Here is a 14196-nt window from a genome sequence, read left to right as displayed (position 1 = left end):
GGTCATCTCCCGAAGATGATGGAATTGGGACGGCGCTGCAGCGTCGTCGCGAGTTGATTGGCCGAGCGGGCGGCGTCGCGCAACTCCTGCAGCACCTGGACGGTCTGGCGATTGATCTCCGACCCCGGCGTGACCGTGGCGAGCGCCGCATCCGCGCGGTCCGCGACCTCGGTAAAGCGCGTGACGAGGGCCGGCAGGCTGTCGGCGAGCTCGGCGGCCGCGCGGTCGGCGGAGACGAGCGTGGAGTTCACCTTGCCGACCGTGTCGCCGGTGCGCACCTCGTCGAGGATGGCGCGCAGGTCTTCGACCGCGGCGCCGAGCTTTGGCGGCAGGCTGGTGACGCCTTCGCTGCGCAGCAGGGCATCGGCGGAGGCAAGGGTGCTGTCGAGGGAGCTTACCACCTGTTCGAGCGGCAGCGCCTTCGCCTGATCGGCGGTGGCCTGCAGCGAGGCGACGAGCGCCGGCAGTCCCACGGTCGCGGCCGAGACGTCCGCCGATGCGGCCTTCGCCTGATCGATGATCGCCTGCAGGCTCTCGGCAATCCGGGCTGCGGCGATCTGGTCGGAGACCTTTCGCGCCGAGGCGAGGGTGGCGTTCAGGTTGTCCACCGCGCCGCCGGTCTTCAGTTGCTCGAGAAGCCCGCGCAGATCCGCCAGCGAGGCGCCGAGCTCGCCCGGGAGGCTCTGCACGCCTTCGGCCTTCAGCAGGTCATCGGCGGTGGTCATGAGCTGGTCGGCGCGCGACACCAGTTCGTCAAGCGGCAGGGCGCGGGCATTCTCGCTCAGCCCGGCGAGGGAGTCGATCAGCTCCGGCAGGCGGTTCGCGGCGGTGCCGACCGTGTTCACCGTCTTGTCGGCTTCGCTCAGCACCCGCTGCAGCGACTCGGCGAGCTTCGCGGCGGCCAACTGGTCGCTCATCTCACGCAGCGAGGCGAGCGAGGCGTTGAGGTTCGTCACCGCGCCGCCGGCGCGGAGATCGTCCACGACGCCGCGCAGGTCGGTGAGCGAGGCGGAGACCGAGGCGGGCAGGCTCGCCATCTCGTCGCTGCGCACGAAGGCGTCGAGGCCATCGACGAGCCGGGTGGAGGAGGCAACAAGCTCGTCGAGCGGCAGGCTCTGCACCCGGGCGGAGAGCGCGTCCACCTGGTTCAGGAGTTCCGGCACGCCGTCGGCGGCGGTGCCGACACTCGCGACGGCCGTCTTGGTGGTGACGAGCACGTCGCTGAGGTTCTGCACGAGCTGGGCCTGGTTTGCCTGATCCATCAGCCCCTTCGCGGCGGCGAGGATCTCGGCGATCTGCGCCGGGGCCTGCTGGATACCGCTCTCGCCGAGGGTCGTGCGCAGGTCGGCGATGAGCGCGCCGAGGTTCTCCGGGGCGGACTTGACCTTGGGGTCGGTGATGATGGCGTTGACGTTCGAGAGCAGCGCCACGACGTTCTGCACCACTTCCTCGATCGGCAGGGACGCGACGCGGTCCATGAACCCCGCGGCGGAGTCCGTGACGGCGCCGGTGCTTGAGGGCGCGCTCGGCAGCATCGGATAGGGCTGCGCGTCACGCTCGAACGTGGCGGGCGCCGCCCCCGGCAGCTCCACGAGGTTCACGTAAAGCGTCTGGGTGAGCAGACCCTGCGAGGCGAGTTGCGCGCGCAGTCCATCCTTCACCCGCGCCTCGATATAGTCGAGCGCGGCGGTGCGGGCCTCGCTGCCTTCGGGCGCCGGCTCTTGCCCGAACCGCTCCGGCACGATGGTGATCGTCGCGCGCTGCCGCAGGACCAGGCGGTCGTTCTTCACCTCCGAAACACCCTGCACCCCGGTGACCTCGCCGACCGGGATACCCTGAAACTGCACCTGCGCGCCGGGCGCGAGGCCACGAACCGACTGATCGAAGTCGACGTTGAGCACGAGGTTGTTGCCCGGCACATCCTCGATCAGGTTCTGCCGCGCCGCGCCTTCCGATGCGTAGAGCTGGAAGACGTGATCCTCGGTGACCCGCGTCATGTCACTGCCGATGGTGTCGAAGGCGACGCCGCCCTGTACCAGCGAAATCAGGCTGTCGACGTTCAGCGCCGCCCCGCCGGAGCCAAGCTGCAGCGAGAAGCCGCTGGCGTTCCAGAAGCGGGTTGCCGCGGTCAGCCGGGTGTCGTTCGGCGCGTCGACGAAGATGTCGAGCATGACGTCACCGGCCTTCGTGAGTTCGATGTCCTCGATCTTGCCCACCTGCAGGCGCTTGAAGAGCACCGGGGCGCCGATCGTCATCGACCCGCCGTCCGGCGCGCGCAGCTGGACCCGCAGCCCGGGCGTCCCGGCGGGTGTGAGGGGCGGGCGCGTGAGGCCCACGAAACTGTACTGGGCATCGCCGGTGGTATTGTCCCACGAGGCGCCGATATAGGCACCGGACACCACCGTATCGAGCCCGGAGACCCCCTGCGGCGAGATCGAGGCGCGCACGATCCAGAATTCCGCCTTGTCGTCGAGGAAGTGGGCCACGCCCTTGTCGATCCGGGCGCGGACGATGACCTGCGTCAGGTCGGGGCTGAGTTCGATCTTTTCGACCACCCCGACCGTCACGTCACGGAACCGCACCGGGGTCTGACCGGCCACGAGCCCGGAGGCATCCCTGAAGGTGATCTCGATCAATGGTCCGCGGTCGTCCCACGTGCGCCACGCCAGACCGATCGCGATGATGAGCGCGATGAGCGGCACCAGCCACACCGCGGAGACGCGGCGCGACTGTGGCTCGGCGATCGGCGCTTCTATTGCCGGTCGATTGGTATCCTGGTCAGCCATTCGGGGCTCGGTCTTGCTCGAAGGTGTCCCAGATCAACCGGGGATCGAGAGCCTGCGCCGAAAGCATGGTAAACGCAACGGACAGCGCGAAGAACAGCGCGGCGGGGCCGGGATTGATCGCCGCGATGAAGCCGATGTGTACAAGCGCGGTCAGGATCGCCACCACGAAGACGTCGACCATCGACCACCGTCCGATGAACTCCACGATCTCGTAGAGCACGATCCGCCGATGCACGTCGAGCCGTGAACGGCGGTGGATCGACCAGACGAGATAGAGGATCACGCAGAACTTCGAGACCGGGATCAGCACGCTTGCGGCGAACACGATCAACGCGATCTCCCACTCGCCGTAGTGCACGAGCTCGATGACACCGCCGACGATGGTGTTGGGCGTCGCGCGGCCGAGCGTGGTGGTGACGAGCATCGGCAGCAGATTGGCGGGGATGTAGGCCATGAGCCCGACGAGGAGCCAGGCCATCACCCGCTGGAGGCTGCGCGGAAAGCGCGAATGCAGCGTCGAGCCGCAGCGCGGACAAATCTCCGCCGGCATGGGCGTGGCCTTGCCGCAGGTCCGGCAGCCGACGTAGCCGGCGGCGCGGGCGGTCAGCGGTGGCGCCAGCGGTCGAGTGTCTGCCATATGGACCATTCGTCGAGGCTCACCGCCTCGATCACCACGAGAAGAACCAGCGCCGTCATCGCCCAGAATGCCGGCCCGAGCGTGACGCTCGCAAGCCCCGCAATCTTCACCAGCGCGACGATGACGCCGATGATGAAGACCTCCGCCATTGCCCAGGGCCGCAGGTGCGCCGCAAGGCGGAAAGCACGGCCGGCGCCCTCGGCGGGCGGATGGCCGAGGCGCAGCGGCAGGAGCGTATAGGTGAGCGCCAGTGCGCGGATCATCGGCAGCACGATGATGAGCAGCGTGGTCGCGATCGAGAGCGGCGCGACCAGCGTGTCGGCGAAGGCCAGTGCCGCATCGAGAAGCGAGGCCTTGCGGACGACGCCGGCGATCGAGAGCTCAAGAAACGGGAAGAACAACGCAATGACGAGCAGGATCAGGCTCGCGAAGGCCGCCGCGAGCGTGCGGTCCATGGCGCCCGCCCGGTTCGTCATCAGGACGGTCCGGCACCGGTCGCAGCGCAGGCGACCACCCTCCGGCACCGGGACTTCGAGGTAGAGCACATCGCAGGTCGGGCAGGCGAGATAGGACTCGCCCGGCATCGGGCCAGTCACGTCGCGTTGCACGCGGGACTGGCCCTTCCGGCCCTGATGCATCGACAGGTCACGTCCGGCGGACCCGATCAGCCCGGGCTCATGCCGCGGAGCTTTTCGGACCGCCGCCGCAGGAGTTCGAGCGTGGTCAGCAGCGCCACGGAGATCGCCACGAGGATTGTCGCGACCGCGAGGATCGTCGGCGAGATCTGCTCGCGCAGGCCGATGAACATCTGCCAGGGCAGGGTCTTCTGCGAGGCGGAGCCGACGAAGAGCACGACCACCACTTCGTCGAACGAGGTGATGAACGCAAAGAGCGCCCCGGAGATCACCCCGGGCAGGATGAGCGGCATCTGCACCTTGAAGAAGGTGCGCACCGGCCCTGCGCCCATGTTCGCAGCCGCCCGCACGAGGCTCTTGTCGAAGCCGACGAGCGTCGCGGTCACGGTGATGATGACGAACGGGATGCCAAGGACGGCGTGGGCGAGAACGACCCCCCAGTAGCTGCCCTGAAGCCCGAGGCGGGAATAGAAGAAGTACATGCCCGCCGCCGAGATGATGAGCGGCACGATCATCGGCGAGATCAGGATCGCCATGATCGTGCCGCGGAACGGCACGTGGCTCTGGCTGAGGCCGACCGCGGCGAGGGTGCCGAGGACGACCGCGACGAGGGTGGCCACCGGCGCGATCCGCACCGAGTTCCAGAGCGCCGCCTGCCAGTCAGGATTCGTGAAGAAATCCTGGTAGTGCCGGAGCGAGTACGCCCCGGGCTCGAAGCGCAGCATCTCCGGCGTGAACGTGAAGAAGTTCTGGGCGTTGAAGCTGAGCGGGATCACCACGAGGATCGGCATGATCAGGAAGAAGATGATCGCCACGCAGATGGCCCGGAAGGTCCAGAACCAGACCCGCTGGCCGGTGGTGGCATAGGGGGGAAGCGCCATGGTCGATTACCCCAGCTTCACGTTGTCGATGCCGACGATGCGGTCGTAGGTCCAGTAGAGCGCCAGCACCACCACGAGGAGCAGTGTCGCGAGCGCCGCGGCCAGGCCCCAGTTGAGCGAGGTGGAGATGTGGTAGGCGATCCGGTTCGAGATGAAGACGCCGGAGGTGCCGCCGACGAGTTCGGGCGTGATGTAGTAGCCGATCGCGAGGATGAAGCAGAGAATGGCGCCGGCGCCGACCCCGGGGATCGACTGCGGGAAGTAGACCCGCCAGAACGCCGTCCAGTCGTTCGCTCCGAGCGACTTCGCCGCGCGCATGTAGGAGGGCGGGATGCCCTTCATCACCGAGAAGAGCGGCAGGATCATGAACGGCAGCAGGATGTGCGTCATGGCGATCGTCGTGCCGGTGGCATTGTTGATCATCACGAGCCGGGCGTTGTCGGCGACGAGGCCGAGCCAGACGAGGATATCGTTGATGACGCCCTGCTGTTGGAGAAGCACCTTCCACGCCGCGGTTCGCACCAGAAGCGATGTCCAGAACGGCAGGAGCACGAGGATCAGGATGAGGTTCGATGTGCGCAGCGGCAGGCTCGCCAGCAGGAAGGCGATCGGATAGCCGAGCAGCAGGCAGATGAAGGTGATCCCGAGGCTCATCGCCATGGTGCGCAGGAAGAGCTTCAGGTAGATGCGTTCCTGCTCCGGCTTCATCTGGATGCCGTTCTCGGTGCGCTGCATGTCGAGGGCGTTCAGCAGGTAGCCCGACGTGTATTCGCCGGAGAAGGTCTTCAGGGTCCGCCAGACTGCCGGATCGCCCCATTTCTTGTCGGCTTCGATGAACTGCTCCATGAAGGGCCGGCTCGTGTCCATCGACTTCAGGTCGCGGACCACGCCGCGCATGAGCGAGGAGAAGCCGGAATATTCATAGTTCAGCCGCTGTCCGAGGCGGGTGTTCGCCTTCTTCTCGACGGCGATCACCAGGTCGTCATGCAGTCCCGCGAACACCGGCTCGCCCGGCAGCTCTGACGTCTTGGGATCCCAGTCCTGCAGGGCCACGACGGTCTTCGGCAAGGTGCTTGGAACGATGTCGTTTTCCACCGAGCGGAGCAGCATGTCGCCGATCGGCAGGATGAAGGTCAGAAGTACGAAGAGAAGCAGCGGCGAGATCAGGAGCAGCGCGCGGAGCTTCTGGGCGCGCATCGCACGCCGCAGGCTTACCTTGAGCGGCGTCCCGTCGGCCGCGAGCATCTGACCGCCCCTGGGTGGCTTGCCTGCGGTGGCGTCGGTCATTCAGTCCCCCCCTCCGGTTCGTGCCTGTGGGCGTGGGCGGGGCCGAAAGAGCCCCGCCCGGGTTCGTCCCCGCAGCTTACTGCGTGAGCCAGGCCTGGAACTTGGCCTCGACCTCATCCTGATGGTCGGCCCACCATTCGATGTTGTTGACGAGGTAGTTCTTCATGTTGTCCGGGTTCGTCGGCATGTGCGGCGCCATCTCGATGCCGAGATCGGCGTGCTTGCCCACGAGCGGCTGGGACGACGCGCGTGCCGGGCCGTAGGAGATCCACTTCGCCTGGTCGGCGAGGCGCTGGGTGTCGGTCGCGAAGCGCAGGAAGTTCATCACGCGCGCCTTGCGGTCCTCGGGCAGGTCGGCCGGGACGATCCAGCCGTCGAAGTCGAAGACCTCGTAGTCCCAGAGCATGGCGACCGGCTGGTGCTGCTCCTCGATGACCGCGAACAGGCGGCCGTTGTAGGTGGAGCCGAACACCACTTCCTTGTCGGCGAGGAGTTGCGGCGCTTCCGCGCCGGCCGACCACCAGACAGTCTGGTCCTTGATCGTATCGAGCTTCTTCAGCGCCCGGTCGACGCCCTCGGGGGTCGAGAGCACGTCATAGAGCTCTTCCTTCGTCACGCCGTCGCAGAGGAGGGCCCATTCGAGGTTCTTCTTGGGCCGCTTCTCGAGCGCGCGCTTGCCCGGGAACTTCTCCATGTCGAAGACGTCGCACAACGAGGTCGGCACGGCGCCGTTCCACTCGGCGACGTCGGTGCGATAGCCGAAGGTCGTGGAGAACCAGATCTGCGGGATGAAGCACTCATTGATGAGGCCATCGCCGAAGTCCGCGGTTGGCGTCGAGCCGTCGTCACCCGGCGCCAGAACCGCGTCGAAGTCGATGGGCATCGCGAGGCCCTCGTCGCAGAGCCGCTGGCTGTCGGGGCCCTCGACGTCGACGAGATCCCATGTGACGTTGCCGGCTTCGAACTGGGCGCGGAGCTTCGCTACGGCCTCGTTCGAGCTCTCGTCCCATGTGAACGTGGTGCCGGTCAGCTCGGCGTAGGGTTTGGAATAGGCGTTCTGCTGTGACGTCTGGTAGGCGCCGCCCCAGGAGACGACCGTCATGGAGTTGGCGCAGCCGTCACACGGCTCAATGTCGTCGGCGGCCATCGCTGCTCCGAAGGGCAGGCCGACCAGCACGGCGGCGCCGAGAATGTAGCGTAGACTCATAGAAGCGCTCCCTGAGCATCTGCCCGATTCGTCTAGTCCGGCCGGTCGCCGGGCAGCATCCACCGGCCCCTGTTTCCATCAGGCGGCGTCGAGCGCCCGGCAGTCTGCCACGTTCCAGCCGATCACCACTTTTTCACCGGCGTTGAGCCGGCGCTGGTCGACGGCGTTGCGGCACTTCATGATGAAATTGTCGTTTCCCGCCACGCGCAGGCGGGTACGGAACGAATCCCCCATGTAGATGAACTCAAGAACTTCGGCCTCGAGCTTGTGGGTATCCGCCGGCATCCGATCGTCTCGGAACTCGACCCGTTCGGGCCGGATCGAGACGAGCGTCCGGTCACCGGGCTTCGACACGTTGACAGGCAGCGCGTCGATCACCGAGCCATCGGTGAGCTTCACGGTGCAGCGGTCTCCTGAGATCGCCTCGACCGAGCCTGGCAACGTGTTGTTTTCACCGATGAACTGAGCGACGAAGCTGTTCGTCGGCCGCTCGTAGAGGTCTTCCGGCGGCGCAAGCTGCTGGATCCGGCCGTCGTTGAAGACGGCGACCCGGTCCGACATGGTGAGCGCTTCGGACTGGTCGTGCGTGACGTAGACGACCGTCACGCCAAGACGCTCGTGCAGGTGCTTGATCTCGAACTGCATATGCTCGCGGAGCTGCTTGTCGAGGGCGCCGAGCGGTTCGTCCATGAGGACGAGTTCCGGCTCGAACACCAGCGCGCGCGCGAGCGCGATGCGCTGTTGCTGACCGCCGGACATCTGCGCCGGGCGGCGGCCCGCGAAGGCACCCATCTGGACCATGTCGAGGGCGCGCTTCACCTTCGACTCGATCTCGGATTTCGACATCTTCCGCACTTCGAGCGGGAAGGCGAGGTTCTCGCCGACCGTCATGTGCGGAAAGAGCGCATAGTTCTGGAAAACCATGCCGATGCCGCGCTTGTGGGGCGGCACCGAGTTGATCGGCCGCCCGGCGAGGCGGATTTCGCCGTGCGTCGCGGTCTCGAAGCCGGCGAGCATCATCAGGCAGGTCGTCTTGCCCGATCCGGACGGCCCCAGCATCGTGAGGAACTCGCCCTTGCCGATGTTGAGGTTGAGGTCTTTGACGACGAGCGTTTCGCCGTCGTAGCTTTTCTGTACGTGCTCGAATGCCACGAAGGCCGCGTCCCCGCGCTCGTTCGCCATTCGCACTCCCCTGTTGGTCCCGCGGTGGTCGGCCCCGCGCTCAAGGATCAAAGCATATCGTCGGAACCCACGCAAATCCTACCCTCCGTTGCGACGAATCGAAGTCGCAAACCGACGTCACGGACATTTGATGTCGTATTGTGCCAGATTGCATAAATCGTGGCCGGCTGGCGATTGGCGGTGTGTCTGGCAGGGGATTCTTGACAGTGGCGTCGGCGGCTTGCGTTTCTGAGTGGGCTCGAATCTAGTCAGTGCCAGCTGTTTGGCTGGGGGAGGGTGCGATAGTCATTTTCAATGAGATGTACGACGGCAAGCAGGTGCGGCCTGCGTATCGCCAGCTCGTGGATTGGGTCGAAAGCACGTCTCCCGAATCCCTCGCGCAGAAGAAGCAGGAGGCCGAGGCGCTTTTTCGCCGGATCGGGATCACCTTCGCGGTCTATGGCGAGGGCGGCGACACGGAACGGCTCATCCCGTTCGACATGATGCCGCGGGTTTTCACCGAGGCCGAGTGGCGCAAGCTCGAACGGGGGGTGAAGCAGCGGGCGCGCGCGCTCAACGCCTTTCTCTATGACGTCTATCACCGCGCCGAAATCGTTCGCGCCGGGGTCGTGCCCGCCGATCTCGTGTTTCGCAACGAGGCCTACGAGCCTGCGGTGGTCGGCATCGAGCCTCCCGGCCGGGTCTACAGCCACATCGTCGGCATCGACATCGTCCGCACCGGGCCGGAAGATTTCTTCGTCCTCGAGGACAACTGCCGCACGCCCTCCGGCGTCTCCTACATGCTGGAGAACCGCGAAATCATGATGCGCATGTTCCCGGAACTCTTCCGGTCGAGCCGCATCCTGCCGGTGGACGACTATCCGCAGCGATTGCGCCGCACGCTCGCAAGCGTAGCGCCGCGGAAATGCGACGGCGAGCCGGTCTCGGTCATCCTCTCGCCCGGCTCGTTCAACAGCGCCTACTACGAGCACTCGTTCCTCGCCGACCAGATGGGCATCGAGATCGTCGAGGGCCAGGACCTCTTCGTGCAGGGCGAATTCGTCTACATGCGCACCACCGAGGGACCGCGGCGGGTCGATGTGATCTATCGCCGGATCGACGACAGCTTCCTTGATCCGCTGTGCTTCCGTCCTGACTCGATGCTCGGCGTGCCTGGCCTCATGAACGTCTACCGCTCCGGCGGCGTCACGATCTGCTCGGCTCCGGGTGCGGGCGTCGCTGACGACAAGGCGATCTACATCTATGTTCCCGACATGATCCGCTTCTATCTCGGCGAGACGCCGATCCTGAAGAACGTCCAGACCTGGAAATGCGGCGATCCCTCCGATCGCAAGTACGTGCTGGAGAACCTGAAGGATCTGGTGGTGAAGGAGGTGCACGGCTCGGGCGGCTACGGGATGCTCGTCGGCCCCAAGTCGACCAAGGAGCAGATCGACGCCTATGCCGAGCGCATCAAGGCCGATCCGGGCGACTTCATCGCGCAGCCGACGCTCGCGCTCTCGACCTGCCCGACCTTCGAGGACAGCGAGGGCCTCGCGCCGAGACACGTGGACCTGAGACCCTTCTGCCTCGTCGGGCAGGAGGTGCACCTCTGCGCAGGCGGATTGACCCGGGTCGCCCTCAAGGAGGGGTCGCTCGTGGTGAATTCCAGCCAGGGCGGCGGGGTCAAGGACACCTGGGTTCTGGCGGACTGAGGGATCAGGACATGCTCAGCCGTACCGCAGAAAATCTCTACTGGCTCACCCGCTACATGGAGCGGGCCGACACCATGGCCCGCCTGCTCGAGGTGGGTTACCGCATGGCGCTCATGCCCTCGGCGGGGGAGGGCTACCGCAATGAATGGGCCTCGCTCGTCGCCGCCGCCGGTTCGTCGGCCGGCTTCGAGGCGAAGTTCGGCGAAGACTTCCGCCAGCGCGACGTGGAGACCTGGCTCTTCTTCGACCGGGAGAATCCCTCGTCCGTCGTCTCCTGCATCGAGACCGCGCGGCAGAACGGCCGCGCCGTCCGGACCGCGCTCACCTCGGAGATGTGGGACGCGCTGAACGGCGCCTATCTCGACCTCCGCGACATCGAGCGGCGTCCGCGGTCCGAGGCGCTGCTGCCCCAGCTCTGCGACTGGACCAAGCGTCAGGGGTCCCTGCTCCGGGGCACCACCGAGGGGACGCACCTGCAGAACGATGGCTTCGACTTCCTGAACCTCGGCTACTACCTCGAGCGGGGCGACAACACCGCCCGCCTCCTCGACGTGAAGTACTACGTGCTGCTGCCCACCACCTCGATGGTCGGCGGCGCCGTCGATACCTACCAGTGGTCGACGCTGCTGCGCGCGCTCTCGGCTTACCGGGCATTCCACTGGTCGTATCGCGGCGACTATACGCCCCGGAAGGTCGCGCACTTCCTGATCCTGAATGCGTCGTTCCCGCGATCTCTCCTGCACTGCCAGCAGCAGATCGCAGCCCACCTCGGGCGGCTCGCGGCGGCCTATGGCACCCGCACCGTGGCGCACGACCGGATGCAGGTGATGCTGGGCGAGCTTTCCGAGGCGCGCGTCGAGGACGTGATCGAGGAAGGGTTGCACGAGTTCCTGTCGCGCTTCATCCACCAGAACGCTGCGCTCGGCCAGGACGTGGCGCACAGCTATCTCTTCGGGGTCCAGTGATGCGCCTCTCGGTTCGCCACAGCACGCTCTACCAGTTCGACGCGCCGATGCGCTTCGTCACCCAGAGCCACCGCCTGACGCCGGCATCGAACGGTTGCCAGAAGGTCATCGACTGGCAGGTCTCGGCGGAGGGCGCCGAGTTTGGCGCCAGTTTCGTCGATGGCGCCGGAGATCTGATCTCGACCATGACGCTTCAAGGCCCGGTCGAGCGGATCACCGTCGTCGTCGAGGGTACGGTCGAGACCTCCAGCGGCGACGGGATCCTCCGAGGCCACCGCGAGATCGTCTCGCCGCTCGTCTACCTCGAGGCGACGCACGCCACCCAGCCGAATCGCGCGATGCTCGATCTGCGGGATCTCGCGGTGGGCGGCGCCGACGGGCCGCTTGACCGGGCGCACCGGCTCGCCGGGGCGGTGGCCGACGCCATCGCCTACACGCCCGGGGCGACCACGCCGCAGACCACCGCGGCCGAGGCGCTCGAACTCGGGCAGGGCGTTTGCCAGGATCACGCCCACACCCTCATCGCGCTCGCGATCGCGGCCGAGCTGCCGGCGCGCTACGTCACCGGCTACCTCTGGACCGAGGGCGGCGGCGAGACCGCCGAGGCGTCTCATGCCTGGGCGGAGATCCACGTGGGCCGTCTCGGCTGGATCGGCTTCGACCCGGCCAACCGCTGCTGCCCGGACGAGCGCTACATCCGTCTGGGGTCGGGCAGGGACGCCCGCGAGGCCGCGCCAATCCGCGGCGTCTCGCGTGGCGGCGGCGGCGAAGCCCTCGACGTGAGCGTAGTGGTCGCGCAGCAGTAGCCCGTGCCGCTACCGGCGCGCGCCTCCGAGCCGGCATCCGGGGAGAGGATTTTCCGATGACCGAGAAGCATCGCTGCCGCTGGGCGGGCACCGACCCGCTCATGCAGGCGTATCACGACACCGAATGGGGAGTCCCGGAACGGGACAGCCGGGCGCTCTGGGAGAAGCTCGTTCTCGATGGCTTTCAGGCCGGGCTCGCGTGGATCACCATCCTGCGCAAGCGCGAGACCATGCGGACGGCGTTTGCCGGCTTCGACCCGGAGAAGGTGGCGGCGTTCGGTGACGCGGACGTGGCGCGGCTCCTCGCAGATCCGGGAATCATCCGCTCCCGCGCGAAGATTGCCGCGGCGATCGACGGGGCGCGCATCTATCTCGCGATGGCCGAGCGCGGAGAGGACTTCTCGGCCTACTGCTGGTCGTTCACGGATGGCGTGCCGTTGCGCGGCGACGGGGTGACGTTCCCGACCTCGACACCGCTCTCCGAGGCGGTCTCGAAGGACTTGAAGCGGCGCGGCTTTCGTTTTGTCGGCCCGACGATCGTCTACGCGTGGATGCAGGCAATCGGCATCGTGGACGACCACTCGGCCGCTTGCTTCCGCCGGAATTCGGCAGGATGAGCGGGCAGATCAGTGGAATGAGTTCCTGTTCCGAACCCCGTTTCAAACCGGTCGGGTTTGTAATGTGGCGGTATTTCTTCATACCCTTGACACCCTTCGGTAGTTCCGAAAGGTAGTTCCAACGAAACACAATTGGGGGACGCTAGATGAAGACGAAAGTCTACGACTCGGCGGCTGCGGCGCTTGACGGGCTGTTGACAGACGGGATGACCATCGCTGCCGGCGGGTTTGGGCTTTGCGGCATTCCCGAGTTGCTCATCGCGGCGATTCGCGATGCGGGGGTGAAGGAGCTGACCGTCGCCTCGAACAACGCGGGCGTCGACGATTTTGGCCTCGGAGTGCTGCTGCAGACGCGGCAGGTGAAGAAGATGATCTCCTCCTATGTGGGTGAGAATGCCGAGTTCATGCGGCAGTACCTTTCGGGCGAGCTGGAGCTCGAGTTCAACCCGCAGGGCACGCTGGCGGAGCGGATGCGCGCCGGCGGCGCCGGGATCCCGGGCTTCTTCACCAAGACCGGTGTCGGCACGGTGATCGCCGAGGGCAAGGAGCACAAGGACTTCGACGGCCAGACCTACATCCTCGAGCGTGGGATCGTGGCGGACCTCGCCATCGTCAAGGCGTGGAAGGGCGACGCGCAGGGCAACCTGATCTATCGGAAGACGGCGCGGAACTTCAATCCGAACGCGGCGACCTGCGGGCGGATCTGCGTGGCCGAGGTGGAAGAGATCGTGCCGGTCGGCAGCCTCGACCCGGATTGCATCCACACGCCCGGCATCTTCGTGCACCGGATCATCCAGGGTCCGCACGAGAAGCGGATCGAACAGCGCACCGTGCGTACGGCCTGAGGGGGAACGAGAATATGCCGTGGGATCGTAATCAGATGGCCGCGCTGGCGGCTCGTGAACTCAAGGACGGGATGTACGTGAACCTCGGGATCGGCATCCCGACGCTCGTCTCCAACTATATTCCCGATGGCGTCGACGTGACGCTTCAGTCGGAGAACGGCATGCTCGGCATGGGCCCGTTCCCGACCGAGGACGAGATCGACGCCGATCTCATCAATGCCGGCAAGCAGACGATCACCGAGCTTGACCGCACCTCCTACTTCTCGTCGGCCGACAGCTTCGCGATGATCCGCGGCGGCAAGATCGACATGGCGATCCTCGGCGCGATGGAGGTGTCCGAGAAGGGCGACCTCGCGAACTGGATGATCCCCAAGAAGCTCGTGAAGGGCATGGGTGGCGCCATGGATCTCGTCGCCGGGGTGAAGCGGGTCGTGGTCGTGATGGACCATGCCTCGAAGCACGGCGAATCGAAGCTCCTGAAGGAATGCACGCTGCCCCTGACCGGGCTGGCCGTCGTTGACCGGATCATCACCAACCTCGGCGTCTTCGACGTGGTCGAGGGTGGCCTGAAGATCGTCGAGATCGCCGACGGCGTGACCGAGGATGAGGTCAGGAAGGCGACCGAGGCGACGCTGGTCTGAGCTTGCGCAAGTT

13 protein-coding genes are annotated in these 14196 nt (G+C 66.3%); 6 read left to right on the top strand and 7 right to left on the bottom strand.

From position 1 onward, the window contains the following. Positions 1-2 precede the first annotated feature (2 nt). The 7 genes from HNP73_RS02160 to HNP73_RS02130 all read right to left on the bottom strand — a co-directional run bounded on the left by HNP73_RS02160 (position 3) and on the right by HNP73_RS02130 (position 8615). Positions 3-2786, bottom strand: a complete 2784-nt coding sequence (locus HNP73_RS02160; protein WP_184146666.1) for a PqiB family protein — start codon at positions 2784-2786, stop codon at positions 3-5. Beyond that, complete coding sequence (locus HNP73_RS02155) at positions 2779-3423, bottom strand: paraquat-inducible protein A (protein ID WP_184146664.1); 645 nt, start codon at positions 3421-3423, stop codon at positions 2779-2781. The genes HNP73_RS02160 and HNP73_RS02155 overlap by 8 nt, the downstream gene beginning before the upstream one ends. Then, complete coding sequence (locus HNP73_RS02150; RefSeq protein ID WP_246399471.1) at positions 3390-4061, bottom strand: paraquat-inducible protein A; 672 nt, start codon at positions 4059-4061, stop codon at positions 3390-3392. The genes HNP73_RS02155 and HNP73_RS02150 overlap by 34 nt, the downstream gene beginning before the upstream one ends. A 26-nt stretch (positions 4062-4087) precedes the next feature. Continuing rightward, on the bottom strand, positions 4088-4939 hold the full coding sequence (locus HNP73_RS02145; RefSeq protein ID WP_184146662.1) for an ABC transporter permease: 852 nt from the start codon (positions 4937-4939) through the stop codon (positions 4088-4090). 6 nt (positions 4940-4945) lie between these two features. Then, positions 4946-6226, bottom strand: a complete 1281-nt coding sequence (locus HNP73_RS02140; protein ID WP_184146660.1) for an ABC transporter permease — start codon at positions 6224-6226, stop codon at positions 4946-4948. Between the two features lie 76 nt (positions 6227-6302). Continuing rightward, positions 6303-7433: an extracellular solute-binding protein gene (locus tag HNP73_RS02135; protein ID WP_221288133.1), complete on the bottom strand. Its 1131-nt coding sequence runs from the start codon at positions 7431-7433 to the stop codon at positions 6303-6305. 78 nt (positions 7434-7511) lie between these two features. Beyond that, complete coding sequence (locus tag HNP73_RS02130) at positions 7512-8615, bottom strand: ABC transporter ATP-binding protein (RefSeq protein WP_184146658.1); 1104 nt, start codon at positions 8613-8615, stop codon at positions 7512-7514. Positions 8616-8914: 299 nt separating this feature from the next. Here HNP73_RS02130 and HNP73_RS02125 point away from each other — a divergent pair, with 299 nt between their 5' ends. The 6 genes from HNP73_RS02125 (at position 8915) to HNP73_RS02100 (ending at position 14183) form a co-directional block, all read left to right on the top strand. After that, positions 8915-10309 carry a circularly permuted type 2 ATP-grasp protein gene (locus HNP73_RS02125; RefSeq protein WP_184146656.1) on the top strand — a complete coding sequence of 465 codons (1395 nt, stop codon included), beginning with the start codon at positions 8915-8917 and terminating at the stop codon, positions 10307-10309. An 11-nt stretch (positions 10310-10320) separates the two neighbouring features. Continuing rightward, positions 10321-11274 carry an alpha-E domain-containing protein gene (locus HNP73_RS02120; protein ID WP_184146654.1) on the top strand — a complete coding sequence of 318 codons (954 nt, stop codon included), beginning with the start codon at positions 10321-10323 and terminating at the stop codon, positions 11272-11274. Next, complete coding sequence (locus tag HNP73_RS02115; protein WP_184146652.1) at positions 11274-12080, top strand: transglutaminase family protein; 807 nt, start codon at positions 11274-11276, stop codon at positions 12078-12080. The genes HNP73_RS02120 and HNP73_RS02115 overlap by 1 nt, the downstream gene beginning before the upstream one ends. 56 nt (positions 12081-12136) lie before the next feature. Beyond that, positions 12137-12697 (top strand): DNA-3-methyladenine glycosylase I, encoded by a 561-nt coding sequence (locus tag HNP73_RS02110; protein WP_184146650.1) that lies wholly within the window; start codon positions 12137-12139, stop codon positions 12695-12697. A gap of 146 nt (positions 12698-12843) precedes the next feature. Next, a complete protein-coding gene (locus HNP73_RS02105; RefSeq protein WP_184146648.1) occupies positions 12844-13542 on the top strand; it encodes a CoA transferase subunit A in 699 nt (232 codons plus the stop codon). Positions 13543-13556: 14 nt separating this feature from the next. Next, positions 13557-14183, top strand: coding sequence for a 3-oxoacid CoA-transferase subunit B (locus HNP73_RS02100; RefSeq protein WP_184146646.1), 627 nt, complete (start codon positions 13557-13559; stop codon positions 14181-14183). Positions 14184-14196: the final 13 nt, after the last annotated feature.

The organism is Amaricoccus macauensis (assembly GCF_014201905.1).
Lineage (GTDB): Bacteria > Pseudomonadota > Alphaproteobacteria > Rhodobacterales > Rhodobacteraceae > Amaricoccus > Amaricoccus macauensis.
The sequence above is the reverse complement of the archived record's forward strand: the minus strand, read 5'-3'. Positions and strand labels throughout refer to the sequence as shown.

Bases quoted from the DNA above. Each gene is read 5' to 3' on its own strand.
- HNP73_RS02160 (WP_184146666.1), bottom strand. From the start codon at position 2,786: ATGGCTGACCAGGATACCAATCGACCGGCAATAGAAGCGCCGATCGCC.
- HNP73_RS02155 (WP_184146664.1), bottom strand. From the start codon at position 3,423: ATGGCAGACACTCGACCGCTGGCGCCACCGCTGACCGCCCGCGCCGCC.
- HNP73_RS02150 (WP_246399471.1), bottom strand. From the start codon at position 4,061: ATGCATCAGGGCCGGAAGGGCCAGTCCCGCGTGCAACGCGACGTGACT.
- HNP73_RS02145 (WP_184146662.1), bottom strand. From the start codon at position 4,939: ATGGCGCTTCCCCCCTATGCCACCACCGGCCAGCGGGTCTGGTTCTGG.
- HNP73_RS02140 (WP_184146660.1), bottom strand. From the start codon at position 6,226: ATGACCGACGCCACCGCAGGCAAGCCACCCAGGGGCGGTCAGATGCTC.
- HNP73_RS02135 (WP_221288133.1), bottom strand. From the start codon at position 7,433: ATGAGTCTACGCTACATTCTCGGCGCCGCCGTGCTGGTCGGCCTGCCC.
- HNP73_RS02130 (WP_184146658.1), bottom strand. From the start codon at position 8,615: ATGGCGAACGAGCGCGGGGACGCGGCCTTCGTGGCATTCGAGCACGTA.
- HNP73_RS02125 (WP_184146656.1), top strand. From the start codon at position 8,915: ATGTACGACGGCAAGCAGGTGCGGCCTGCGTATCGCCAGCTCGTGGAT.
- HNP73_RS02120 (WP_184146654.1), top strand. From the start codon at position 10,321: ATGCTCAGCCGTACCGCAGAAAATCTCTACTGGCTCACCCGCTACATG.
- HNP73_RS02115 (WP_184146652.1), top strand. From the start codon at position 11,274: ATGCGCCTCTCGGTTCGCCACAGCACGCTCTACCAGTTCGACGCGCCG.
- HNP73_RS02110 (WP_184146650.1), top strand. From the start codon at position 12,137: ATGACCGAGAAGCATCGCTGCCGCTGGGCGGGCACCGACCCGCTCATG.
- HNP73_RS02105 (WP_184146648.1), top strand. From the start codon at position 12,844: ATGAAGACGAAAGTCTACGACTCGGCGGCTGCGGCGCTTGACGGGCTG.
- HNP73_RS02100 (WP_184146646.1), top strand. From the start codon at position 13,557: ATGCCGTGGGATCGTAATCAGATGGCCGCGCTGGCGGCTCGTGAACTC.